The 23,788-nt window shown below is 41.9% G+C and carries 23 protein-coding genes; all 23 read left to right on the forward strand.

Annotated elements, in window-relative coordinates; all coding sequences use genetic code 11:
- Positions 1-8: 8 nt before the first annotated feature.
- The 23 genes from yihA to NST04_RS10740 all read left to right on the forward strand — a co-directional run bounded on the left by yihA (position 9) and on the right by NST04_RS10740 (position 23,771).
- Complete coding sequence (yihA, locus tag NST04_RS10630; protein WP_341184217.1) at positions 9-674, forward strand: ribosome biogenesis GTP-binding protein YihA/YsxC; 666 nt, start codon at positions 9-11, stop codon at positions 672-674.
- 30 nt (positions 675-704) lie between these two features.
- Positions 705-1,292, forward strand: coding sequence for a non-ribosomal peptide synthetase module (locus NST04_RS10635; RefSeq protein WP_341184218.1), 588 nt, complete (start codon positions 705-707; stop codon positions 1,290-1,292).
- A 101-nt stretch (positions 1,293-1,393) separates the two neighbouring features.
- Positions 1,394-2,176 carry a tyrosine-protein phosphatase gene (locus NST04_RS10640; RefSeq protein ID WP_341184219.1) on the forward strand — a complete coding sequence of 261 codons (783 nt, stop codon included), beginning with the start codon at positions 1,394-1,396 and terminating at the stop codon, positions 2,174-2,176.
- A 92-nt stretch (positions 2,177-2,268) separates the two neighbouring features.
- Positions 2,269-4,266 carry an S-layer homology domain-containing protein gene (locus tag NST04_RS10645; protein ID WP_341184220.1) on the forward strand — a complete coding sequence of 666 codons (1,998 nt, stop codon included), beginning with the start codon at positions 2,269-2,271 and terminating at the stop codon, positions 4,264-4,266.
- A gap of 87 nt (positions 4,267-4,353) precedes the next feature.
- The gene (locus tag NST04_RS10650) at positions 4,354-5,136 is read left to right on the forward strand and encodes a YveK family protein (RefSeq protein WP_341184221.1); all 783 of its coding nucleotides are present in this window, start codon (positions 4,354-4,356) and stop codon (positions 5,134-5,136) included.
- Positions 5,117-5,803: a CpsD/CapB family tyrosine-protein kinase gene (locus NST04_RS10655; RefSeq protein WP_341184222.1), complete on the forward strand. Its 687-nt coding sequence runs from the start codon at positions 5,117-5,119 to the stop codon at positions 5,801-5,803. Before NST04_RS10650 ends, NST04_RS10655 begins: the two co-directional genes overlap by 20 nt.
- A gap of 41 nt (positions 5,804-5,844) precedes the next feature.
- Complete coding sequence (locus tag NST04_RS10660) at positions 5,845-7,677, forward strand: polysaccharide biosynthesis protein (RefSeq protein WP_341184223.1); 1,833 nt, start codon at positions 5,845-5,847, stop codon at positions 7,675-7,677.
- A 23-nt stretch (positions 7,678-7,700) separates the two neighbouring features.
- Complete coding sequence (locus NST04_RS10665) at positions 7,701-8,381, forward strand: hypothetical protein (RefSeq protein ID WP_341184224.1); 681 nt, start codon at positions 7,701-7,703, stop codon at positions 8,379-8,381.
- 2 nt (positions 8,382-8,383) lie between these two features.
- Entirely contained in the window at positions 8,384-9,436 is a 1,053-nt protein-coding gene (locus NST04_RS10670) for a stalk domain-containing protein (RefSeq protein ID WP_341184225.1), read from the forward strand.
- A 98-nt stretch (positions 9,437-9,534) separates the two neighbouring features.
- Complete coding sequence (locus NST04_RS10675; RefSeq protein ID WP_341184226.1) at positions 9,535-10,155, forward strand: sugar transferase; 621 nt, start codon at positions 9,535-9,537, stop codon at positions 10,153-10,155.
- A gap of 28 nt (positions 10,156-10,183) precedes the next feature.
- A complete protein-coding gene (locus tag NST04_RS10680) occupies positions 10,184-10,822 on the forward strand; it encodes an acetyltransferase (protein WP_341184227.1) in 639 nt (212 codons plus the stop codon).
- A gap of 32 nt (positions 10,823-10,854) precedes the next feature.
- Positions 10,855-11,961, forward strand: a complete 1,107-nt coding sequence (locus tag NST04_RS10685) for a DegT/DnrJ/EryC1/StrS family aminotransferase (RefSeq protein ID WP_341184228.1) — start codon at positions 10,855-10,857, stop codon at positions 11,959-11,961.
- Positions 11,958-13,058 (forward strand): glycosyltransferase family 4 protein, encoded by a 1,101-nt coding sequence (locus tag NST04_RS10690; protein WP_341184229.1) that lies wholly within the window; start codon positions 11,958-11,960, stop codon positions 13,056-13,058. The genes NST04_RS10685 and NST04_RS10690 overlap by 4 nt, the downstream gene beginning before the upstream one ends.
- A gap of 26 nt (positions 13,059-13,084) precedes the next feature.
- Positions 13,085-14,407 carry a nucleotide sugar dehydrogenase gene (locus NST04_RS10695; protein ID WP_340980126.1) on the forward strand — a complete coding sequence of 441 codons (1,323 nt, stop codon included), beginning with the start codon at positions 13,085-13,087 and terminating at the stop codon, positions 14,405-14,407.
- A gap of 2 nt (positions 14,408-14,409) precedes the next feature.
- Positions 14,410-15,384 (forward strand): SDR family oxidoreductase, encoded by a 975-nt coding sequence (locus NST04_RS10700; protein WP_341184230.1) that lies wholly within the window; start codon positions 14,410-14,412, stop codon positions 15,382-15,384.
- Positions 15,385-15,533: 149 nt separating this feature from the next.
- Positions 15,534-16,529, forward strand: a complete 996-nt coding sequence (locus tag NST04_RS10705) for a glycosyltransferase (RefSeq protein WP_341184231.1) — start codon at positions 15,534-15,536, stop codon at positions 16,527-16,529.
- 76 nt (positions 16,530-16,605) lie between these two features.
- A complete protein-coding gene (locus NST04_RS10710) occupies positions 16,606-18,045 on the forward strand; it encodes a lipopolysaccharide biosynthesis protein (RefSeq protein WP_341184232.1) in 1,440 nt (479 codons plus the stop codon).
- Complete coding sequence (locus NST04_RS10715; protein WP_341184233.1) at positions 18,045-19,301, forward strand: O-antigen polymerase; 1,257 nt, start codon at positions 18,045-18,047, stop codon at positions 19,299-19,301. Before NST04_RS10710 ends, NST04_RS10715 begins: the two co-directional genes overlap by 1 nt.
- A gap of 23 nt (positions 19,302-19,324) precedes the next feature.
- Positions 19,325-20,575 (forward strand): glycosyltransferase, encoded by a 1,251-nt coding sequence (locus tag NST04_RS10720; RefSeq protein ID WP_341184234.1) that lies wholly within the window; start codon positions 19,325-19,327, stop codon positions 20,573-20,575.
- Positions 20,576-20,623: 48 nt separating this feature from the next.
- Positions 20,624-21,502: a glucose-1-phosphate thymidylyltransferase RfbA gene (gene rfbA / locus NST04_RS10725; RefSeq protein WP_341184235.1), complete on the forward strand. Its 879-nt coding sequence runs from the start codon at positions 20,624-20,626 to the stop codon at positions 21,500-21,502.
- A 20-nt stretch (positions 21,503-21,522) separates the two neighbouring features.
- The gene (gene rfbC, locus NST04_RS10730) at positions 21,523-22,083 is read left to right on the forward strand and encodes a dTDP-4-dehydrorhamnose 3,5-epimerase (protein WP_341184236.1); all 561 of its coding nucleotides are present in this window, start codon (positions 21,523-21,525) and stop codon (positions 22,081-22,083) included.
- Positions 22,084-22,124: 41 nt separating this feature from the next.
- Positions 22,125-23,120, forward strand: coding sequence for a dTDP-glucose 4,6-dehydratase (gene rfbB, locus NST04_RS10735; protein WP_341184237.1), 996 nt, complete (start codon positions 22,125-22,127; stop codon positions 23,118-23,120).
- 30 nt (positions 23,121-23,150) lie between these two features.
- Positions 23,151-23,771 (forward strand): YdcF family protein, encoded by a 621-nt coding sequence (locus tag NST04_RS10740; RefSeq protein ID WP_341184238.1) that lies wholly within the window; start codon positions 23,151-23,153, stop codon positions 23,769-23,771.
- Positions 23,772-23,788: the final 17 nt, after the last annotated feature.

A 23,788-nucleotide genomic window follows, 5' to 3' on the forward strand; every position in this document is an offset into this window, starting at 1 on the left:
GAAGTCCTATGAAAGTTATTAGCTCCGAATTTATTATCAGTGCCGTAGGCCCTGACCAATACCCTGTGGATGCCTTGCCGGAGATTGCTCTGGCAGGGCGCTCCAATGTAGGGAAGTCCTCTCTGATCAACCGGATGATTAACCGCAAGAATCTGGCCCGTACCAGTTCTACACCGGGCAAGACGCAGCATATGAACTATTATCGTGTGAATGAGAGCATGTATTTCGTTGACTTCCCGGGCTATGGCTATGCCAAGGTCTCGAAGACACAGCGCGCCTCCTGGGGCAAAATGGTCGAGAAGTACATGGCGGAGCGCGAGACGCTGAAGATGGTCCTGCTGATCGTGGATCTGCGCCACCCGCCGACGGCCAATGACAAAATGATGTTCGACTGGCTGAAGCACTACGATCTGCCGCTCTGCGTAGTGGCTACCAAAGCGGACAAAATTCCGAAGACCCGCTGGCCGAAGCATATCAAGGTAATGAAGCAGGAGCTCGGTGTGCTGCCGGGAGACAGCTTCATTGCGTATTCATCAGAGATTGGACTTGGCAAAGACGAATTATGGGAACTTATAGATAGACATACTCTACCCACCGAAGAAGAGCTTCCGGCAGAACCGGATGATCCGAATTCCGGGGATGAACCGCAGCACGAAGCGCCTTCCGAGACTTAAGGGTTTGTCATTAAGAATTGAGGGATGTTTATGGCTCAGCGTCTGGCGATGGAATATGTGAATGCAACGATGCAAATGACCGAATTTCAGCTGAACCAGTTCCTGCTGACCGCCGATACCAGCTATATCAGTCACCGTGTCAAGGTACTTGGCGCGGGCGAACAGGAGATTGTGCTGGAGGAGGCCGGAGGCGAGGAGGTCCATCTGTCTTTTGAACGCAAAGGCGGCATCTATATGGGTTCCTTGTCCTGCAGGGTGGTGAATCCTCATCTGATTAATGCAGTCCGCAAATTATTCTTCATGTATAAGGGCACGGGGACCGTAAACCGCATTTATAAGGATCTAACGATGATGTATTACTATGAAGGCGGCTCGGTGCGCCGGATCTCGGAAGTGAGGCCGGAAGGCACCAAGCTGATCTATCAGCATAAATATTCAGTGGCAGAGATGCTGGCTGTCTTCAAGCGTCAGAGGGTAGAAGGTGAGATTGAGCAGCTCCGTCAAGAGATTAATAGACTGCTCGATTTGCGCAACCGTAGCCAACAACAGGCAGTGATTAATGAAGTAGATGAGAGACTTGCAGAGGCGGCCGGCCGGCTGTTCCGACTGGAAGCGTAGGTGATATTGTTTTAAAATATGGCAATCATTTCCTAGTGGAATGGTTGTATTTTTTTGCGAAAACTATACATATCCTCTACGAAAGGACCGATAAACAACATATGATAGATATCCATAGCCACATTCTACCCTTCATGGATGACGGAGCCGCTGATTACGACGCCGCTCTCGCCATGGCGCTTGACGCCCATAACGATGGTATTACAACTGTAGTAGCTACCCCCCACCATGCGAACGGAGTCTATATGAATCCGGCCCCGGAGATTGAAGCGGCGGTGAAGGTGCTGAGTGCGAAGCTGCAGGAGGCAGGCAATCCGCTGGTGGTGTTGCCGGGGCAGGAGATCCGCCTTTACGGAGAACTGCTCGATGATCTGGAGCGCGGACAACTGCTGACGCTTGCCGGTTCCCGGTATATTCTGCTGGAGATGCCCTCTTCCCGGGTGCCCCGCACGATGGAAGAGACCTGCCATGAGCTGGTCATCCAGGGAATGGTGCCGGTTATCGCCCACCCTGAACGTAACGCGGAGATTGCTGCCGATCCGTCCAAGCTGCTGCGGTTAATAGAGCTCGGTGCCATGGGACAGGTCACTGCACAGAGTATAGCCGGCGTCTTCGGGAGTAAGCTGCAGAAGCTGTCGCTCGAATTATGCCGGCAGCAAGCCGTGCATATTATTGCATCCGATGCGCATGATTCTGTGAACCGTCCCTTTGGATTAAGCCAGGCTTACGGGGTGGTACGGCGGGAATTAGGAGCAGAGTCAGTCGACTTTTTTCTACAAAATTCGCGCGATATCCTTGCAAATAAGGAGATTAATCGAGTTAATTCTATTCAATCTAACAGCAAACTTCATAGATTGTTCGGATTTTTTTCTCGTAAAGGGTGACCTGCTGTGTCATTAATGGTAGAATGGGTATTACTGGATTCTTGCACTAGTATTAATACAAATACATACGACGAGGTGGATGACAAGTGACTTTGAAGAAAAAACTAGCAGTATCTACACTAGCAGTAAGCATGGCAGCGGCATCCGTTGCCGGATTCCCGTTCAGCAGCAAGGGGCTGGCTGAACATTTTGGAGTAAGTACCGCTTCCGCAGCAGCAGTATCGCAGGCAGATGTGAAGGCGAAGGTTGAGAAGATTTATGCTCAGCTTACAGAGACTGAGAGACAGGCACTTCTTGCTTATGAACAGGAAGCAGGCAATATCAGTATTGATACTTTCAAATCAATCTTCGATCCAGTACTGAAGCACCTTACCTTCCTGGAAGAAGCTGACGTGGTAACCGCCCATGAAGCATTTAAGAGCGTATCCAGTGTAGTCTACGATGTGTATGACAAGGATTATACGGCAATCAAGAATATCCGTTATGATTTGAAGAATGTGGACCTGCTGAAGAAGATTGCTGCTGAGGCTGGCGTAAAGAATCTTACAACTGATGATTTCATTGATTTCCTGTTCGGCGCTGATGGTGTTGAAGCCCAGCTCCGCGCATTACTCAGCAGCAAAACTAGCTCGGAACTGTTGGACATCGTTGCTAATCCTGCAAGCCAGGATAACTTGATTAATGATGCCATTACTACAGTGCTTAACCACAAGACAGGTACTGGAGCCCTTACAGTAAGCCAAGTGGTATACAACCTTAAAATCTCTCCTGCTGATGTGAAGCAGAGCCTGACGAACCTGAATATTGCGATTCCAGCAACAAAGCCAGCAGTGAAAGCTCTTGCTACAGCTTATATCAAAGCATACGGCTTTAACGGTGGCGGTACTACTAACCCTCCTGGAACTGGCAATGGCGGCGGCACAGTAACAACTCCAGTTACGAACCCTACAGCTACACCAGGAGTATACGATGTATCCAAGCTGGTAACGATTGTTGGCGACAAAGCAACCCTGAAGCTCGTAGATGCTGACGTACTGAAAGCCTTTGATGCACTGGTTGCAGCTAATGCCGGTAAGACAGGTCTTACACTGACCCTGAACCTGGGTACAGTGAATGCGGCAACAGTAGAAGTACCATTGTCCAAAGCAATCATCGAAGCAGCCAAGGCCAAAGGCATTGCCAACATTGCAATTACCTTCAACGGCTTGACAGTGACGATTCCAGTAGGACAGTTCAGTGAAGCTATTACACTGACTACTTCCACTGTAGCAGATACAACCGTAACTTCCCTGTCCAGCATGAAGCTGGCATCCAGTGTGTATGATTTCGAATTGACTGTGGGCGGTGTGGTTACATCCACCTTCAAGCAGCCAATCATCATCAAGCTGCCGCTTAAGAATACAGAAGGCCTTGACAAAGAATTGCTGTCCGTTGCGAAGGTAGTCTACAAAGAACTGCAATACCAGGGCGGTGTTGTAGATGGTGATTACATCACTGAACCGCGTGACGGTTTCTCCTCCTACGCTGTACTTGAGAACAAAGTCAGCTTCAAGGATGTTGCAAGTGTTCAAGCCTGGGCTGGAAGACAGATCTCGGTTGTAGCAGCCAAGGGCGCTATTGAAGGCGTAGGCAACGGCAACTTTGCTCCGAAGAGCAATGTAACCCGTGCAGAATTCGCCAAGATGCTGATCCGCGCACTGAACCTGGAGAACAACTCCGCGAAGCAGAGCTTCGGCGATGTAAGCTCCACTGCCTGGTATGCTCCTTATGTAGCTGTTGCTGCTGAGAAGGGCATCATTACTGGACGCAGTGCAGCCCAGTTCGATCCTAGTGCAACGATTACGCGCGCAGAAATGGCAACAATGATTGCCCGTGCCGTGAAGTCGCAGAAGCCGGAAGCTGCAACGAATGTCAGCTCCCTGAGCAAGTTCTCTGATGCAGGCAAGATCGCTGCTTCCCTGAAAGACGGAGTAGCCTTTGCTGCCAGCAATAACCTGGTTATCGGCAACGCCGGCAAGTTTAACCCTAACAACACAGCTACACGTGCTGAAGCTGCAGTGATTATCTACCGCACCATCAACTTCAAGTAAGTAAATAGTATTGTGGAGAGCCTCCTCTCGTCGTTTAGAGAGGGGGCACTTTTTTGGAGAATATAAGAATTTACAGCTTGGAGGGAAATGCACTTGTCAGCACAAGAATTGGATTTGCGCGATTATTTCCAGATTGTCAGGAAGAGACTGTGGATGATTATCAGCATTGTTATCGTGGCTTGTGTTCTTGCCGGGATCTACAGCTTATATATCAAGAATCCGGTCTATGAAGCTTCAACGAAGATCATTGTTAATCAGACGCCTACCCAAGCTACGGCGGCGCAGCTGGATCTGAATCAGATTAATACCAACATTCAGCTGATCAATACGTACAAGGAAATTATCAAGACTCCGGCGATCCTCGATGTTGTGGCCAAGGACTATCCGCAATTCGGGATTACGGCAGAGGAAATGCTGAAGAAGGTTAACGTGAGTTCTGTAAATAATACGCAGGTGATGACACTTGTCGTTCGAGATAATTCATACCAGAGAGCCGCAGAGATCGTGAATGCCATATCACTTGTATTTAAGCAGGAGATTCCGTCCTTGTTCAACGTACAGAATGTGTCCATTCTCAACGAAGCCAAGCTTAATCCGCCAGTCGCACCCGGACCGGTAGAGCCGAATGTGGTCATGAACCTCGCGATTGCTTTTATCGTATCCCTGATGATCGGCCTGGGGATTGCCTTCCTGCTGGAGTATCTCGATGATACGCTGAAGACAGAAGACGACATTAAGAAATACCTTGGACTTCCGACTATAGCTATGATTACCCGGCTGGGCCAGGAAGAAACCAAGACTACCGGGCAGCAGGCTCAGACACAGAGCAGAAAGGCGGGGGAACTAGAGCATGTCACAGCAGCCAAATAAACAGCGCCATCTGATCACCGTGACCAACCCGCGTTCGCCAGTATCTGAGGCCTTTCGGGCACTGCGCACGAACATTGATTTCTCCTCTGTAGATGAACAGATCCAGATTATTATGGTCACTTCTTCCGGACCGGAGGAAGGAAAATCAACCGTTACTGCTAACCTGGCTGCTGCATACGCGCAGGCCGATAAGAAGGTGCTGCTGATTGACGGTGACTTGCGTAAGCCAACGGCGCATAAGACTTTTTCACTGAGTAACCGGTACGGGTTGTCCTCCCTGCTCTCGCAGCAGGCGAATCTGACCGAGGTGATTCAGGAATCCGGTGTGAACAACCTCTCACTGATGACCTCCGGCCCGATTCCTCCGAACCCTGCGGAGATGATGGCCTCCAACCGGATGAGTGCGGTGCTTCAGGAGCTGCGCCAGTTATTTGATGTAATTCTTATTGATACTCCGCCGCTATTGGCTGTTACAGATGCACAGATTGTTGCGTCCAAGAGTGATGGCGTAATCATGGTGGTCAGCTACGGTAAAGTGAAGCGCGATATTGCAGCGAAGGCCAAGGACAATCTGGACCGGGTCGGGGCTAAGATGCTGGGCGTGGTCCTTAACAACGTGAAGCGCAAGGCCAGTGAGGGCTACTACTATTACTACTATGGCAATTGAATTGTTTAATAGATAAAATGTTATTTTTGGAGGCACTGAAAATGACAGCAAAAACCAGAGTGTTGGTCTTATTCATGATCGATATTGCGATCATATGGTTCAGCATCGTGACGTCTTACCTGTTCCGGTTCTACAATGAGATTCCGCCGGAATATGTGGTACAGATGATCGTGTTCGGCGTAATCTCCACGGTAGCCATCGGGGGAAGCCTGGTCTACTTCGGACTCTACCGCAGAATGTGGCAATATGCCAGTATTAACGAGATTATATCCGTCCTCAAAGCTATTGTGGTAGGCTCCGTACTATCATTTGCAGCAGCCTATATCATTCTGCCGGAGCGCGTACCCTTCAGTATACAAATAAGGTCAATGGAGACGATTCTGTTACTGGTTGGGGGAGCCCGGTTCTTCTGGAGAGTCTTCCGCAATGACCGGAGTACCAATAAGGACACGGAGACGCATACACTTATTGTAGGGGCCGGAGATTGCGGAATTCTAATTGCCAAAGAGATGATGGGTCCGTCCTTCGCAAGCACCCGGCTGGTTGGATTCATTGATGACAGCGCAGATAAATATCACCTGTCCATTCTGGGTGTACCCGTACTGGGTAACCGTTATGACATTCCGCGGATTGTGAAGGACAAGGAGATTCACGAGATTATTATCGCCATGCCCTCGGTCTCCAGAACCCAAATATCCGAGATTATTAATCTGGCTAAGGCTACAGGCGCGAAGCTGAAGATTATCCCGGCTCTGAATGACCTGATTGCAGGCAAGATCTCTGTCAAAAAGCTCCGCGATGTTAGTGTAGAGGACCTTCTGGGCCGTGAGCCGATTGTTGCAGATATGAACAGTATTCTAGGCTATGTTCATAACAAGACCGTGCTGGTTACGGGCGCGGGCGGTTCGATCGGATCAGAGCTATGCCGCCAGATCGCTCCTTTTGCACCGGACAAGCTGATGATTCTAGGGCACGGTGAGAACAGTATCTATACGATTGAGATGGAGCTGCGCAAGAGCTTCCCTTACCTGGAGATCGTGACCGTGATTGCTGACGTTCAGGACCGCACCCGGTTAATGGATGTATTTCAGAGCTACAAGCCGCAGGTGGTCTTTCATGCGGCAGCACATAAGCACGTTCCTCTGATGGAGCGTAATCCTTCCGAAGCGATTAAGAATAATGTCTTCGGGACACGCAATGTAGCCGACTGTGCAGACATGTATGGTGCAGAGCGCTTCGTGATGATCTCCTCAGACAAGGCAGTGAACCCTACCAGTGTCATGGGGGCTACGAAGCGGATTGCCGAGATGTATGTGCAGAGTCTCAATGTAGCAAGCCCTACCAAGTTCTCTGCGGTACGCTTCGGTAACGTATTAGGCAGCCGGGGCAGTGTCATTCCCGCCTTCAAGCAGCAGATTGCCGCCGGTGGACCTGTCACCGTCACGCATCCAGAGATGGTCCGTTACTTCATGACTATTCCTGAGGCGGTTCAACTGGTGATCCAGTCCGGCTCCTTCGCGAATGGCGGAGAAGTATTTGTCCTGGATATGGGAGCACCGGTTAAGATCCTGGCTCTGGCCGAGGACTTAATCACACTGTCCGGTTATGAGCCTTACAAGGACATCGACATCACCTTCTCAGGCATTCGTGAAGGCGAGAAGCTGTATGAAGAACTGCTGACAGATGAGGAGAACCTGGGTTCTACTCAGCATGACCGGATCTTCATCGGCAGACCTAATGTCTTCACCCGGAGCCAAATGGAGCTTGAATTCAAACGGTTAGAACGGGTGGTCACTGAAGATGCGGAAGCCATCCGTGAAGTGATCAACCAGATCGTACCGATGCAGCCAGTCATCCAGGCAGCCATTAGCTAAATAGAGAGTTGGAGGTACCTGAATTGAAAAGATGGAAAAAAGTATTGATCTGGACGCTGTCGGTCATCGTGGTGTTGGGTGTTGGCGGAGCATTCGCAGCCAATTATGCTGTCGATAAGCTGATGAACTCTATGGCAGGCGGCTTCGATGTGGAAGCCGATAATACGCCCGCTGTACCTCAGGGACAAGTGATTGAGCCTGCGGTAGCAGATAGTGACCCGTCTGCGGAGCCAGCAGCTTCTGTTGCCCCGGCTACAAGTGCTGCACCAGAGAGTACACCTGCATCCGGTAATACCGCCAAGCCGGCAGCCGCCAGCACGGACAAGCCGGGAAGTAAGGGCAAGCCTGCAAGCACTCCTGCGCCAACCCCTGCGGGTGTGGATGGACTTGCCCATATTTCAACAGACAAGGCTAAGGAAGTTCAAGAGAACGTAACGATCACAGATAAAGCGAATGTGGCAGCCATCGTAGCCAAGCAGCTCAGTGTATCAGATATTAAGAGATTGCAAGAGTTAGCCCAAGGCGGACTAACCAACGAAGAGAAGCGGGAAGCCCGCAGCATTATCCTCGGCAAAGTCTCAGAGGAGCAGTATAACGAGCTTGCACAGATTGCCAAGAAGTACGGCGTCAGTCAAGGCAAGACCCGGGATCAGATCTTAGCTGAAGAAGAACAACTCAAAGCCCAAGAAAAAGGAAGTGAATAGGCATGTTCAAGATCAAGATTCCAGCAGCAGCACTTCTGAGCGTAGCCTTAATGGGCTGTGAGCCTCTGACAGCATCGGCTCCAGTTACCACCGTAGCAGCTGCTACCCCTGTAGCAACTACAACAGCAGCGCCTATCAAAGCGTCCAATTCTATCAAAGTACAGAATGTTGATGTAACCATGCTATTCGATGGTGTAGCACTACAGCCGCCAGCCGGACAACATGTGTTCATGTACAATAACACCACCTATGTCCCTTTGCGCTTCATGTCCTATGCCCTGCAGAAGAGCGTAAGCTGGGATGCCAAGAACCTGAAGGTAACCGTAGCTGAGCCAAGCAGTTCAGAGATGGTAGTCATTAAGGAATACTTGATGAATGCGACTTCCAGCCCTTCTTTTGTAGCCAAGAATATTACGCTGAACAACGTTAATGCAAGTTATGTATTTAGCGGGAGTACGAAGGCATTGCCCCAAGGCCAGTCCAGTTATCTGCTGAACGGCTCGATCTATGTCCCTCTAAGATTCTTATCGGAATCTGCAGGAAATTCCATTAGCTGGAATCCGAAAACGAAGACCATTACAGCAAATTCCAAGAACTACGAAGAAAATACGGCTTCTGCGAAACCAACTGACAAGGGTCCTAGCCCATCTGCAAGTGCAACACCGGCACCAGCAGCAACTCCGGCGGCTGAACCAGGTGGAGCAGCAGGCGGTTCAGGATCGGCAGGAACAGGGTCCGGTAAAGTTTCTTATGAGAGTATCACTAGTGAGACTGAGGCGAAGTTAAATGCGCTAAAATCACAAAGTACTTCTACTTTGTTTGGAATTGCTTTGGAATATGTGAATGCTACAGATGCTGCAACTAAGCAAAGTATCAAGGCCAAAGGGATAGAGCAACTAGCTTCTTTTAAAGCCTCATTTAACAGTATAATCGCTGACGCTGAACAAAAACTAAACACTAATGGATATAGCACAGCTATTATTGCTCAATATAGAGCGGCCTTTGAGGCTGAACTGGATAATGGAAGAGCTGCGGCTGAGGGTTTGGGGAAATAATAGGCGTTGAATAGCTTTAACAAAGTAGAGACATTGTCGAGAAGATGGCGGGTTAACATCCGCTATTTTCAATATCTGAAAACAGAGGTTGATAGGGAATGAGGCCATACTTAGTAGTAAAAAGGGTTGTTGATTGGCTCATTGCATGTGTGCTTATTGTACTCAGTTCACCCTTTATGGTAGCAGCAATTATAGCTGTGAAGACTAGCTCTAAGGGGCCTGCTTTATTTAAGCAAAAACGCCCCGGAAAGAACTGCAAAATCTTTACGGTTTACAAGTTTAGGACAATGTCTCTAGAGACGGATGCGCAGGGGGAACTTTTGCCCGATATTCAAAGAATGACCAAGGTAGGTTCTTTTTTGCGTAAGACAAGCATTGACGAACTGCCTCAATTGTTTAACATTCTTAAAGGGGATATGAGCTTTATTGGACCGCGGCCTCTGTTAGTCAAATATCTTGAATATTATACACCTGAACAAAACCGTAGGCATGAAGTTACACCAGGGATATCAGGGTGGGCTCAAGTGAATGGAAGAAACACAATCAGCTGGGAAGAAAAGTTCGATTATGATGTTTGGTATGTTGATCATGTTAATTTAAAGCTCGATATGAAAATTTTCTGGAAAACGGTAAAGAATGTTTTGATTAGAGAAGGGGTTAACAACTCTCAGACAGATACAATGCCAGTCTTTACTGGTGGCAAGACAATTGAAAGTTGATTATTCTATCGAGGCCAGGTGATTTCATTTGGGGAACTTATTGATCTTGGGGGCTGGAGGGCATGGTAAGGTTGTCGCTGAAACAGCTATGCTTACTGGTTTATGGGATGAGATAGCTTTTTTGGACAATGATAGTACCCTTAATAAGGTAATAGGCATTCCTGTTCTTGGAGGTTTCGATACTTATCATAACCATAAAGAGACATATTCTAATGCGATCGTTGCGATAGGAAATAATTACAATAGGTTGACTTGGCTGACTACACTTGAACAAGCAGGCTACAAAATCCCTGTAATAATTCATCCCTCCAGCATATTAAGTAAATTCTGTGAAATTGAGTCCGGTACAGTAGTTCTCGCGGGTGTTGTGGTCAATGCAAACGCTAGGATCGCAATGGGATGCATCCTTAATACTTCAAGTACTATTGATCATGATTGTGTGATAGGAAATGGGGTGCATATTTCTCCAGGCACCAATATTAGCGGAACAGTTACAATTAATGATTTCTCTTGGCTAGGTGTAGGGTCGAAGATTGTAAATAATATCACTATAGGCTCCAATGTGATTGTTGCCGCTGGCGCTGTAGTAATTAATGATATTCCTGATTGTGTAATGGTAGCAGGTGTACCAGCACAAATAAAAAAATGCTTTGGAGATGAATCGTAATGCAGGAGCGTATATATTTGTCACCTCCACATATGAGTGGAAATGAAATGAAATACATACAGGAGGCATTCGATAGTAACTGGATTGCCCCTTTAGGTACTAACGTTGATAAGTTCGAAGAAGAAATTTGCGACTATGTTGGCATGGAGCATGGGCTAGCCTTGTCATCAGGTACAGCAGGAATTCACCTGGCACTGAAATATTTTGGTGTAGGTCCTGGTGATTATGTATTCTGTTCAGATTTAACTTTTGCAGGAAGCTGTAATCCGATTCTTTACCAGTATGCAAATCCAGTATTCATTGATTCCGAACCGGAAACTTGGAACATGTCACCCAAAGCTTTAGAGAAAGCATTCGAGTGGGCCAAAAAAGAAAATAAAATGCCGAAGGCAGTTATTATAGTTGATTTGTATGGACAAAGTGCAGATTATGATGCATTACTTCCGATCTGTGAGCGCTATGGTGTACCTGTCATTGAAGATGCAGCAGAAGCTCTTGGGGCTTCCTACAAAGGGAAAAAATGCGGTTCATTTGGTCACATTGGTATCTTTTCATTTAACGGGAACAAGATCATCACTACCTCTGGCGGTGGGATGATCGTTTCTAATGATGAAGAGGCTATTAAGAAGATGCGTTTCTGGGCTACACAGTCTAGAGAGCCTGCGAAGCATTATGAGCATAAAGAGGTAGGATACAATTACCGGATGTCTAATATTTGTGCTGGGATTGGGCGGGGGCAACTATTAGAGTTGGACAATATAGTGGAAAAAAGAAAACTGGTTAATACAAGATACAAGGAATTGTTAACTAATTATCCAGTGGAATTTATGCCTAGTTTAACAGGATATGAGCCGAACAATTGGTTGACAGTATTGAATTTAACAACAAATGAAAGCAACTTAAGAGATCATATTCTTAATGAAATTGAAAAGGAAAATATTGAAGCTCGGCCTGTATGGAAGCCTATGCATTTGCAGCCACTTTTTAAAGATTATGAGTTCTTTAGCCATAAGAATTCTATATCTGATGAATTATTTGAGACGGGGATTTGTCTCCCTTCAGGTACAGGAATGACCGATGATGATATTAAAAGGGTTGTCTCAGTAATTAAAGAGACCTTTAAATTGGTATTGCAATGAAAATTATAATGATTTCTGGTTATACTCCATCGCTTTTAAACTTCCGTGGAGATTTAATCAAGGCAATGGTTGCCAAGGGATATGAAGTTATAGCAGTAGGACCTGAAAGTGGATATGAAGAGCAATTAGCAGAATTAGGAGCTAGATTTGCTCAACTTCCACTTGTAAGAACAGGGACCAATCCTTTAAATGATCTTACATTAATATTAAAAATTTATAAATTTATTAAATCCGAAAGACCAGACTTAGTTTTTAGTTATACTATTAAACCTGTTATTTTTGGATCAATTGCTGCCCGAATGGCAGGTGTCAAAAATATTCATGCTATGCTTACCGGGCTGGGGTATGTCTTTACAGCTCGTGGGAAGAAAGCAGCAATCATTAGAAGCATTAGTAAGACTCTGTACAAAGTTGCTTTGAAGAGTTGTAAAAGAGTGCTGTTTCAAAATCCGGATGACTTAAATGAATTCGTATCACAACAATTAGTTGATAAAAGTAAAACTGCTCTTATTAATGGCTCTGGCGTGAATATGGACTATTTTAGTGCTGTACCTTTGCCTCAGGAGACAAGTTTTTTAATGATATGCAGAATTATTAAAGATAAGGGTGTAACAGAATATCTAAGGGCTGCTGAAATCGTAAAGCAATCTTATCCTCAAATTAATTTTTCATTAGTGGGACCTTTTGATACTAACCCTAATTCATTAAGCTATGAGGCCATACAACCCTTTATTGATTCAAAAATTGTTGATTATTTGGGTGAGGCTAAGGATGTTAGGCCGTTCATAGAAGCGGCTTCAGTATTTGTATTACCATCTTATAGAGAAGGTACGCCAAGAACTGTTCTAGAAGCTATGGCTATGGGAAGGGCCATTATTACCACCGATGCTCCTGGGTGCAGGGAAACAGTGGTTCATGGTGTGAACGGATTTTTGGTCCCGGTTAAAGATGTTAATAGTATAGTGGAAGCAATGATATTTCTTATAGAAAATAATGATGATCTTATAAGAAAAGCTGGAAAAAGCCTTGAAATATGTAAAGAGAAGTATGAAGTTAATAAGGTTAATAACAGTGTTATGAATATTTTGGAGATTTAAAATAAATAAAGTTTTGGAGGATGACCATGACGAATCTTTATGAACAGATATCCAGAAAGGAACAAAAAATATCTATTATCGGGCTAGGGTATGTAGGAATGCCTTTAGCAATTGCCTTTGCCAAAGCGGCTGACGTTATTGGTTTTGATATTTCTAAGAGCAAAGTAGAAGAGTACAACAGGGGCAATGACGTTACCAAAGAAGTAGGTAATGAAGAAATACAAAATACTACAGCTTACTTTACATCTGAGGAAATTCACTTACAGGATGCTAAGTTTCATATAGTTGCAGTTCCTACACCTATAAATAAAGATAAGACACCTGATCTCACACCAATTATATCTGCGAGTAAGACTTTAGGAAGAAATCTGACTGCAAATTCGATTATTGTTTTTGAATCCACAGTTTTTCCAGGGGTTACTGAGGATATTTGTGTTCCGATTCTAGAAGAATACTCGGGGTTGAAATGTGGAGTAGACTTTAAAGTAGGCTATTCTCCAGAAAGAATTAACCCTGGAGATAAATTACATAGGCTTGAAACAATTGTAAAAGTTGTAGCGGGAATGGACGGAGAATCATTAGAACAGATTTCAAAGATATATAGCATGGTCATAACTGCAGGAGTATATCAAGCAGAGAGCATCAAGGTTGCCGAGGCTGCAAAAGTAATAGAAAACTCTCAAAGAGATATAAATATCGCATTTATGAATGAACTATCGATTATTTTCAATAAATTGGGGATTGATACTCAGTCAGTGTTGAAAGCGGCAAGGACTAAATGGAACTTCTTAGACTTCAAGCCTGGGCTAGTAGGTGGACACTGTATAGGTGTAGATCCATATTATCTAACATATAAGGCAGAAGAAGTCGGATATCACTCACAAATCATTCTTTCTGGAAGAAGAATAAATGATGGGATGGGGAAATATGTGGCTGAGAATGTTGTTAAAAATCTTATTCAGGCAGACCTTTCCATTCACGATGCAAAAGTTGCGGTATTAGGATTTACATTTAAAGAAGACTGTCCAGATACTAGAAACAGCAAGGTAATTGATATTATTAATGAGTTAAGAGAATACAAGATAGAACCACTTATTTATGATCCTGTAGCTGATATTGTAGAAGCAGAACATGAATATGGAGTGACCTTCTCTGATATTAAAAAAATCAATAATCTGGATGTAATTATTTTAGCAGTATCTCATAAAGAGTTTTTGAATATGAACTTAAATGATTTGGATATCCTTTTTAAGAAAGTAGATAATAACAAAAAAATAATTATTGATGTTAAAGCAATATTAGATCGAGGAGAAACAGAAAAATCAAATTATAGATATTGGAGATTATAAGAATGAGCTATAAACGATTAGAGTTTCCTATAAATAGTAAATTTTTAGTTACAGGCGGAGCAGGATTTATTGGCTCTAATTTGTGTGAGGCTATTTTAGAAATGGGGTACTCTGTAAGATGCTTGGATAATTTCTCTACAGGAAAAAGAGAAAATATAGCTCCATTCTTAGAAAACCCCTTATTTGAACTATTTGAAGGGGATATTAGAGATCTTGATACTTGTATGCAAGCTTGTAAAGAAGTGAATTATGTTACACACCAAGCATCGTGGGGAAGTGTGCCAAGAAGTATTGAAATGCCACTTCTTTATGAGGAAATTAACATTAAAGGCACTTTAAATATGATGGAAGCTGCGAGACAAAATGAGGTGAAGAAATTCGTTTACGCTTCAAGCTCCTCAGTTTACGGTGACGAACCCAATCTTCCTAAGGTCGAAGATAGAGTAGGGAAAGTATTGTCTCCTTATGCACTTACCAAAAAAGTTGGTGAAGAGTATGGAAGATTGTACACTCAGATATATGGGCTGGAAACAGTAGGATTTAGATACTTTAATGTCTTCGGTAGAAGACAAGATCCTCATGGTTATTATGCAGCGGTTATTCCTAAATTCGTTAAAGCACTTTTAAATGATGAAATCTCTACTATAAATGGAGATGGTGGACAATCAAGAGATTTCACTTATATTGAGAACGTGATAGAAGCAAACTTAAAGGGAATGCTAGCTCCAAAGGAGGCTGCTGGTCAGGTATATAATATTGCATTTGGCGGTAGAGTATTCTTGATAGATTTGTATAATAAGCTATCTGAATTACTAGGGAAGAGTATTCAACCTAATTTTGGACCTGATCGGGCTGGTGATGTTAAACATTCAAATGCCGACATATCTAAAGCAAAGAGACTTTTAGGATATGATCCGGAATTTGATTTTAACTCAGGTATTGAATTGGCGGTAGATTGGTATAAGCTTAATTTATAATGATTTAATGCATTGATAATATGTTTTGATAAAAAAGAATTTTGAACAAAACGGGGATTATAATGAAAACATACTTATTTGTGAGAAATAAAAAGTATCGTCCTAGTACGTATTACAGAGTTTTTCAATATCTAGACGGCAATATTGAGATGAATTATGAATTTATTGAATACGAAACTAATCTATTTTACGAAAAAAAATCTAAGTTTCTATTTATTAATTTGTTTTATTTATTAGTATATGCATTAATGCCAGGGCATCTTCGGAGAATAATAGGTCTTATTAAAATTGTTAATTCAAAAGAATCATATAAAGTATTTATACAAAGAGAATGTTTTCCAAGAAAAATTAGTCCTTTGGGAAAGATTTTATTAGAAAAGGTTTTGAAAGAAGCAAATGAAGTTTATTGGGACTTTGATGATAATATTTTTGATGCTTTAGAAATTTCAAAATTTGAAGAAAACTTACTTAATAAATATGCAACTTTGATTATAGTTGGTAACACATTTCTTCAGTCTAAAGTTAAAGGTAATAAAAATATTTTAGTTTTAAATACTAGCGATAAAATGATGGAAGATATTCGTCTGGATTTTATAAATGAAGATAGAAAAGGGACATTTAATGAGGAATTAATACTAATTTGGGTAGGGACTAAAAGTAATTTGATTTTTCTAGAAAAAATAATTATTGAAATTGATAAAGCAGCTATAAAAATGCCAAACAAAAAGGTTATTCTTAAAGTTGTGAGTAATAAGAAACTAGAGGTATCTACTAAATGTTTAATCGTTGATAATATTCAATGGAATAGAAGATTAGCATTTGAGGAAATGTTGAAGGCACATATTGGTATAATGCCACTCTCAGAAAATCAGCTAACTTTAGGCAAATGTGCCTTTAAAGCTGTTCAAGCAATAGGTTGTGGTTTACCTGTTATTGTATCAGATGTTGGTATGAATAAAGATGTTATTGTAAAAGATAATGGTATCTTAATTAAATCAAAGATGGAATGGGAGAGTGCAATAATTAACTTGGGTTCACAAGTTGATAAATGGGAGGGTTATTCAATACGTTCAAGAGAACTTTGGCTTGAAAGCTTTAATTCAAATAAAAATCAAAGCGTTTTGTTGGATTTATTAACTGATTAATTAATCATTTATATTATTTGAAATAAGAAAGGTGGGCATTTGCTTTTTTTATTAAACAAAGGATCTAGGTGGAAAAATGAGTGTTTTTAATCAAATTATTCGATACGTCCCAGGGACACTGATTCCGGCTGTATTAACGCTAATTTCTACAATAGTGTTTACCAATATTTTATCTACCTCTGAATATGGGGTATATATGTTAGGTTTATCCGCTATAAATATATTAACTTCTGTTTTAGCGGAATGGTTAAAACAATCAATTGCAAGATATTTACCAGGAGTTTTGGAACATGAAGCATTAAAAAATATGAAAAATTCTATTCTTATTAGTTTGATATTCTTGTTATTAATTGTACTAGCTATTTCTTTGATTTTAACACCTTTTTTCTTTGCAGATATTTATCTATATGGAATTATAGTGTTTTCAACTATATTTAATATTTTCTACTTTATATTTTTAGTTGTTTTACAAAGTCAATTAAAGGCTAGTATGTATAGTTTATTTAACTTGGCGCTTTCAATATTAAAATTAATTATCCCAATTGCCCTTATATGGTTGTTAGAAAATTCAGCAGAGCATATATTACTTGGTAATATGGTAGCATTAATTATAGTTACTATACCTATGTTTTTATACATAAGATTTGATGTTAGCAAAGCGATTCAATCTTATAAATATTCAGAAACAAAAATACAAATCATAGCTTTTCTTTCATATGGACTCCCTATGCTTATGTTTTTTCTAAGTACTCAAATATTGAATTCTGGTGATAGATTTATAATTGGCTATTTTTATGGTTCAGAGCAGGTAGGTATTTATTCTGCAAACTATTCATTAATATATGGAGGTATAGGACTCGCAAGTACACCATTTATATTAGCCTTATCTCCCATTATTATGAAATATAAAAAAAATAATGAAAATATTAAAATACAAAATATAATTTCAAAGATGACTACATATTATTTATTAGGAGCAATACCAGTCATAATATTAATTTTTTTGATAGGTAATGAAGTGATTTCAATGTTGATTAATAATAAATATGCAATAAGCAACCAGTTGATAGGAATTATTTCAATAGGATTTGTATTATGGCAATTATCTATATATGGTCATAAGGTTTATGAAGTATCAGATAAAACCTTTAAAATGATGATCTATTGTATAATTACTGCAATAACTAATATAGTGTTAAACTTGATATTCGTTCCTATTTTAGGGATTTTAGGCGCGGCATGGGCTACGTTGATAAGTTATTTGTTATACGGTGTTCTTGTGTACTATGGATCTCGAAATTTTCTTGCATGGGTGATACCATGGAAAGTATGGCTTAACTTAATGTCAGCTACAGTATTAGGTGTTCTCGTTATTTTTTTAACTTTAAATATTACCGATAATTCTTTAACTAATAAATTATTATCATTTGTCTTGTTCTTAATCATTTATGTATTATATTTGCTACTATTTTATTGGAGAAAGTTAAAAATAATTAAAAGGAACGGAGTATATTAATGTGGGTGGTATTATTTTTATTACTTATTTTACTATTAGCCATTTCTTATTTGTGGCATAAAGCGCCATATCACCCTTTACTAGTATATGCTGGGGTGTGGTTATTAGTAATTGGGCTTTGGTCCTTTGACGATATCTTTACAATTATAGGTTATATTAAAATTTCAGATAAAGCATGGATGAATATCTTTGTTGTACACTTCGCTTTTGCATTAGGGAGTATAAGTGCCGGTTTTATGCAATTATATTCACAAAAGGGAGTGAAGGGGACAATATCCATACCCATTTCAAGCAATTCAAACATTCCAAAGAATTCAAAGAAAATAATTTATCTTTCTTTTTTCCTTTTTCTTCTGAGTGCAGTTGGTTATTTTAGCTACATAAGTTTAGTTTTAAAATCCGTTAATTTAGGATCAGGAATCATTGGAGTTTTTAGGCAGTGGAATTATGAAGAAGCATATGGTGCATTAGGGGGATTTGGAGGTGTTATGGGTAGATTGTATACCCTACCACAAATAGCCATACCATTTAATCTATTCATGATACCTTATTATCCAACTTACAGAAAAAAATTAATTATTATAAGTATTGTTGAAATGTTATTCTTGCTATCACCAAGGAGAGCTTTGTTATTTCAGACTGCTGTTTTAATTATATTAATATTATTAATTACGAAAAAAATTAAAATTACATTAAAAACAATCTTTATAATTATACTTTTATTGTTTTTATTTTCATATTCCCAGTTTATTCTTAACAAAAGTATGGGCAACGGCATGCTAGGTGCTTTAAAAGATATATACGTATATGTTACTGGTAATATCCCCTCCTTTAGCGTACTAATGGATATAAAGAGAGAGAGTGATGGCTATATGTCTTTCTCGATTCTCTACAATATATTGAAAGCGATAGGCTACCCTTCTACTAATGTGGATTTAAGTATAGCTTTTGTCAATATTCCAATTCCATTTAATACTGTTCCTTATAACTATTACTTTCTAATGGATTTTGGAATTTGGGGATCGTTTCTTGTTGTATTCTTAATAGCATATGTTATTACTATTTTATATTATAAAATTCATAAATTGGGTTTTTATAACGAAAGTAATAATTTTTCCATTGTGTATATTTACAGTTATTTGTTGATGGGAATTGTTTTTTCCTTCAGGGAAAATATTTGGATTACATATAATTCCTTCTTTTTAATATTGATATCTTTGCTTATTGGGGTTGTCCTGAAAAATAATCGGAATTAGACTGAAAAAAGTGAGGGAGAAAAATGCCGAGAGTATTAATAGTAGCCCAAGCAGTTCCACCTAATGGTGGCTCTCATGCAACGAGAATTAAATACTTTATAAAAGAATTAGCTGAACTAGGTTGGGAAATTGAAGTGTTAACTACAAAAATATATCCGGGTACACCATTAATTGATAATTCGTTACTAGATAGCATTCCTATTAATGTTTCCTTTGTTAGAACTTTTCCAGGCCCCTTACACTTTTATGCTTACAGGAAGAAACGCTCTTTACCTGGGGCAGTAAAAGCAAAAAAAAAACCGGGTTTTAAAAAAAAGTTGCTCATTCCTGATACTTATATTGAATGGTTACCTAGCGCATTGTTTGATGTATTTATAAAAAAGAAAATAAAAAAGAAACCAGATATTATTTTAAGTTCTGCGGTGCCCTATACATCTCACTTAATCGCTCTTATTATCTCGAAAAAATGGAAAACGCCGTTAGTTGCAGATTATGGGGATCCATGGGTCTATGATCCTGGGAATTTGAGAAAAGGTATTCGATATTCTATTGAAAGGCTCCTCGAATCCATGGTTATAGCAAACTCAAATATCATTAGCGTGACAACGGATTCAACCAAAGATCTATACATTGATAAATACAATGTTGAGCCAACCAAGTTGAAAGTGATCCCTATGGGATACGATCCTAATGATTTTCCAATATCAAAGCATTATAAGAGTAATGAATCAATTCGTTTTTTGTATACTGGAAGATTAGAACCTGAGAGTAGAGATGCAAATCTATTTTTCTTAGCTTTAAAAAGATTATATGAAAGAGGTCATTTGAAATATTGTTTGTTTGAGTTTATTGGGATGTTTAATAAAGATTTATTAGATATGGTAGAAAGTATGGGCTTAAATGATATTATTAAATTCCATCCATGGATGGATCACAAGGCTTGTATGGAGTACTTATGTAAAGTTGATTACTTGATGCTATTTGGTAATAATAATAGTATTCAGGTTCCTGGTAAAACATTTAATTATATTGGGAGTAATACTCCAATTGTATACTTTACAAATTTAAGTGGCGAAAGAGATCCAGTTGATGAAATTCTTAATGAGAGTGGAACAATATATTGGAAAGTTGAAAATAATCAATCTTCTATAGAAGAAGTTTTATTAGAACTAGAATCGAGATCAAGTTTTGAAAATTCAAATAAAGCTAATCAGCTTTTCACCTGGGAAAATCGGGTTAAAGAATTATCTGAAATAATGACTAGCTTATTATAATAAATCATTTATTTAGAACTCAACTTAATTTTGAAATAGAGGGATATTATGAAAGGCATAATCCTAGCCGGTGGCTCCGGCACCCGTCTCTACCCATTAACAATGGTTACCAGTAAGCAACTACTGCCTGTTTACGACAAGCCTATGATCTATTACCCCTTATCCACCTTAATGCTTGCGGGGATTAAAGACATTCTTATCATCTCAACACCTGAGGATACTCCAAGGTTTGAGAGTCTTTTCGGGGACGGTTCTCAGTTCGGGATCTCTCTACAATACATAGTACAACCCAGTCCTGACGGTTTAGCTCAGGCTTTTATTTTGGGCGAATCGTTCATTGGGAATGATGCTGTGGCTATGATTCTTGGCGATAATATTTATTATGGGAATGGCATTCGTAAGATGCTTCAGCGTGCTTCTGGGAAGGCGCAGGGTGCGACTGTGTTCGGGTATCATGTCCATGATCCGGAACGGTTCGGTGTGGTGGAATTCAATGATGAAGGCAAGGTACTGAGTGTGGAAGAGAAGCCGGTACAGCCTAAGTCTAATTATGCGATTACGGGTCTCTACTTCTACGATAACCGTGTTGTGGAGATTGCCAAGAACGTGCAGCCTTCTTCCCGGGGTGAACTTGAGATCACTTCGATTAATGAAGCGTATCTTAGTATGGGGGAGCTGGATGTGGAACTCCTGGGCCGCGGCTTCACCTGGCTGGATACGGGGACTCATCAGAGTCTGGTGGATGCCACTAATTTTGTCCGGACGATTGAAGATCATCAGGGGATTAAGATTGCCGCGCTCGAAGAGATTGCATATATTAACGGATGGATTACGAAGGAGCACCTGCTGAGTTGCGGGCAGAAGCTAAGCAAGACGGGCTACGGCCAGTACCTGATCAAGGTTGCTACCGGGAAAATTCAATATTAAGCATTAGAGGTGTAGAGGATATGAAGTTAACAGAAACAGCGCTTCCAGGCGTGTATATAGTTGAACCTGCGGTATTCGGGGATCACCGGGGATGGTTCATGGAGACGTTCAGTGATGCGAAGTTCAGAGAGCAGGGCATTGATATTGCTTTTGTACAGGATAATCAGTCCTATTCTGCGGTTAAGGGCACCTTGCGCGGCCTGCATTATCAGCTCAATCCCAAAGCTCAGACCAAACTGGTGCGTTGTACCCGTGGGGCCATATTCGATGTGGCCGTGGATGTCAGAGCAGGCAGTCCCGCTTACGGCAAGTGGTTCGGTGTTGAACTAAGCGCAGAGAATAAGAAGCAGCTGTTGATTCCCAAGGGGTTCGCCCACGGGTTCATGACGCTGACCGAGGATGTTGAAGTTCAGTATAAGTGTGATGAGCTATATGCTCCAGACTGTGATGGCGGTATTCTCTGGAATGATCCGGCTATCGGGATTGAATGGCCTTTACATGTTACACCTGTTCTATCCGGCAAAGATGAAAAGGCTCCGTTGCTGCAGGACGCTGTTTTGAATTTTACCTACACTCCCTGAAGTAGATGGAAATCTAATTGAATGATTCTGAGGTGTAATTCATGAGTAAGAAGAAAATGCTGGTTACCGGAGGTGCCGGTTTCATTGGCGGGAATTTCGTGCAGTACATGATCGATAAGTACTCTGATTACGATGTCTATAACCTGGATCTGTTGACCTATGCGGGTGACCTCTCCAAGCACAAGAAGATTGAAGATCGGGATAACTACCACTTCATCCAGGCGGATATTGCTGACCGTGAGGCTATTCAGTCTCTTTTTGAACAAGAGCGCTTTGATTATGTGGTTCATTTCGCTGCCGAGAGTCATGTGGACCGCTCTATTACCGATCCGGCGGTATTCGTCCGTACGAATGTGATGGGAACTCAGGTGCTGCTGGAAGCTTCCCGTGCGATTGGAGTGACCAAGTTCGTTCATGTGTCTACGGATGAGGTGTATGGTGAGCTGGACTGGGACCCTGCTGTATTCTTCACGGAGGAGACCCCGCTGCAGCCTAACAGCCCTTATAGCGCAAGCAAAGCGTCGTCCGATCTGTTAGTCCGTGCGTATCACGAGACCTTTGGCTTGCCGATGAACATTACCCGTTGCTCCAATAATTATGGCCCGTACCACTTCCCGGAGAAGCTCATTCCCCTTACGATCGCTAAGGTCCTGAATGAACAGAAGGTTCCTGTCTATGGAGATGGCGCGAATATCCGCGATTGGCTGCATGTGTGGGATCATTGTGCTGCGATTGACCTGGTGCTGCATGAGGGCGTAAGCGGTGAGGTGTACAACGTAGGCGGGCATAATGAACGCACCAATCTTGAGGTTGTGAAGACGATTATTCATACCTTGGGGAAATCTGAGGATTTGATTGAATTCGTTGCCGACCGGCTGGGTCATGATAAACGTTATGCGATTGATCCGGCTAAGCTGGAGAGATTGGGCTGGAAGCCTACGTATACGTTCGAGACCGGGATTGCACAGACCATCCAGTGGTATACGGAGAATGCACAGTGGTGGGAACAGATTCTTAGCGGCGAGTACCGGAATTAGCTTATGAGCCGTAACCTAAATAGAACTAAGATGGGCAAGCGCAGAAAAAGAATTCTCTTTCTGTACTTGCCCCTTCTGTTAATCGTCTTGCTGCTCCTGTGCGCCGGGCGTTTCCTTCCCGTATCGGAGACTCCAAAGCAAGCAGACGTCATCATCATCCTTAGCGGTGGCGGAGGACGGGTGGAGCAAGGGGTTAAGCTGTATAAAGAAGGCTATGCGCCGCAGCTCCTGCTCTCCAACTCCGAAGAAACTACCGGCTCCGCCGGTGACATGCGCGAAACCGCTCACTCCTTGGGCATCCCGGAATCAGCTATTCTGACGGAAGACGCTGCCGAGAGTACTTACCAGAACGCCCAACTCACGCTCCCGATTATGCAGCAGAAGGGCTTCAAGTCGGCGATTGTGGTGTCGTCGGATTTTCATATGCGGCGGGTGAAGTTTATATTTGATTATGTGTATAAGAAGTCGGGGATTGAGCTGACTTATATCGGGGCGGACTCGGGCTATAATGCGAAGGCGTGGTGGAGTGACCGGTATAGCCGGGAGACGACTTTTAACGAATATATTAAGATGATTGGCAATGCCTTCGGCTATAATGGCCCGGAAGCGAAGGTTTCGCTGGAGCAGATCAAGCGCTGGTTCCGCCGCTAAGGTAGTTCTGACAACAA

Source organism: Paenibacillus sp. FSL H7-0756, assembly GCF_038006765.1.
In the GTDB taxonomy this organism is placed as follows: Bacteria; Bacillota; Bacilli; order Paenibacillales; family Paenibacillaceae; genus Paenibacillus_AQ.

What these genes read in the sequence shown, in the direction of transcription:
- yihA (WP_341184217.1), top strand. Translation starts at nt 9, where the DNA reads ATGAAAGTTATTAGCTCCGAATTTATTATCAGTGCCGTAGGCCCTGAC.
- rfbA (WP_341184235.1), top strand. Translation starts at nt 20,624, where the DNA reads ATGAAAGGCATAATCCTAGCCGGTGGCTCCGGCACCCGTCTCTACCCA.
- NST04_RS10715 (WP_341184233.1), top strand. Translation starts at nt 18,045, where the DNA reads ATGTGGGTGGTATTATTTTTATTACTTATTTTACTATTAGCCATTTCT.
- NST04_RS10740 (WP_341184238.1), top strand. Translation starts at nt 23,151, where the DNA reads ATGGGCAAGCGCAGAAAAAGAATTCTCTTTCTGTACTTGCCCCTTCTG.
- rfbC (WP_341184236.1), top strand. Translation starts at nt 21,523, where the DNA reads ATGAAGTTAACAGAAACAGCGCTTCCAGGCGTGTATATAGTTGAACCT.
- NST04_RS10655 (WP_341184222.1), top strand. Translation starts at nt 5,117, where the DNA reads ATGTCACAGCAGCCAAATAAACAGCGCCATCTGATCACCGTGACCAAC.
- NST04_RS10685 (WP_341184228.1), top strand. Translation starts at nt 10,855, where the DNA reads ATGAGTGGAAATGAAATGAAATACATACAGGAGGCATTCGATAGTAAC.
- NST04_RS10690 (WP_341184229.1), top strand. Translation starts at nt 11,958, where the DNA reads ATGAAAATTATAATGATTTCTGGTTATACTCCATCGCTTTTAAACTTC.
- NST04_RS10650 (WP_341184221.1), top strand. Translation starts at nt 4,354, where the DNA reads ATGCACTTGTCAGCACAAGAATTGGATTTGCGCGATTATTTCCAGATT.
- NST04_RS10705 (WP_341184231.1), top strand. Translation starts at nt 15,534, where the DNA reads ATGAATTATGAATTTATTGAATACGAAACTAATCTATTTTACGAAAAA.
- NST04_RS10700 (WP_341184230.1), top strand. Translation starts at nt 14,410, where the DNA reads ATGAGCTATAAACGATTAGAGTTTCCTATAAATAGTAAATTTTTAGTT.
- NST04_RS10635 (WP_341184218.1), top strand. Translation starts at nt 705, where the DNA reads ATGGCTCAGCGTCTGGCGATGGAATATGTGAATGCAACGATGCAAATG.
- NST04_RS10720 (WP_341184234.1), top strand. Translation starts at nt 19,325, where the DNA reads ATGCCGAGAGTATTAATAGTAGCCCAAGCAGTTCCACCTAATGGTGGC.
- NST04_RS10640 (WP_341184219.1), top strand. Translation starts at nt 1,394, where the DNA reads ATGATAGATATCCATAGCCACATTCTACCCTTCATGGATGACGGAGCC.
- NST04_RS10670 (WP_341184225.1), top strand. Translation starts at nt 8,384, where the DNA reads ATGTTCAAGATCAAGATTCCAGCAGCAGCACTTCTGAGCGTAGCCTTA.
- rfbB (WP_341184237.1), top strand. Translation starts at nt 22,125, where the DNA reads ATGAGTAAGAAGAAAATGCTGGTTACCGGAGGTGCCGGTTTCATTGGC.
- NST04_RS10710 (WP_341184232.1), top strand. Translation starts at nt 16,606, where the DNA reads ATGAGTGTTTTTAATCAAATTATTCGATACGTCCCAGGGACACTGATT.
- NST04_RS10695 (WP_340980126.1), top strand. Translation starts at nt 13,085, where the DNA reads ATGACGAATCTTTATGAACAGATATCCAGAAAGGAACAAAAAATATCT.
- NST04_RS10675 (WP_341184226.1), top strand. Translation starts at nt 9,535, where the DNA reads ATGAGGCCATACTTAGTAGTAAAAAGGGTTGTTGATTGGCTCATTGCA.
- NST04_RS10660 (WP_341184223.1), top strand. Translation starts at nt 5,845, where the DNA reads ATGACAGCAAAAACCAGAGTGTTGGTCTTATTCATGATCGATATTGCG.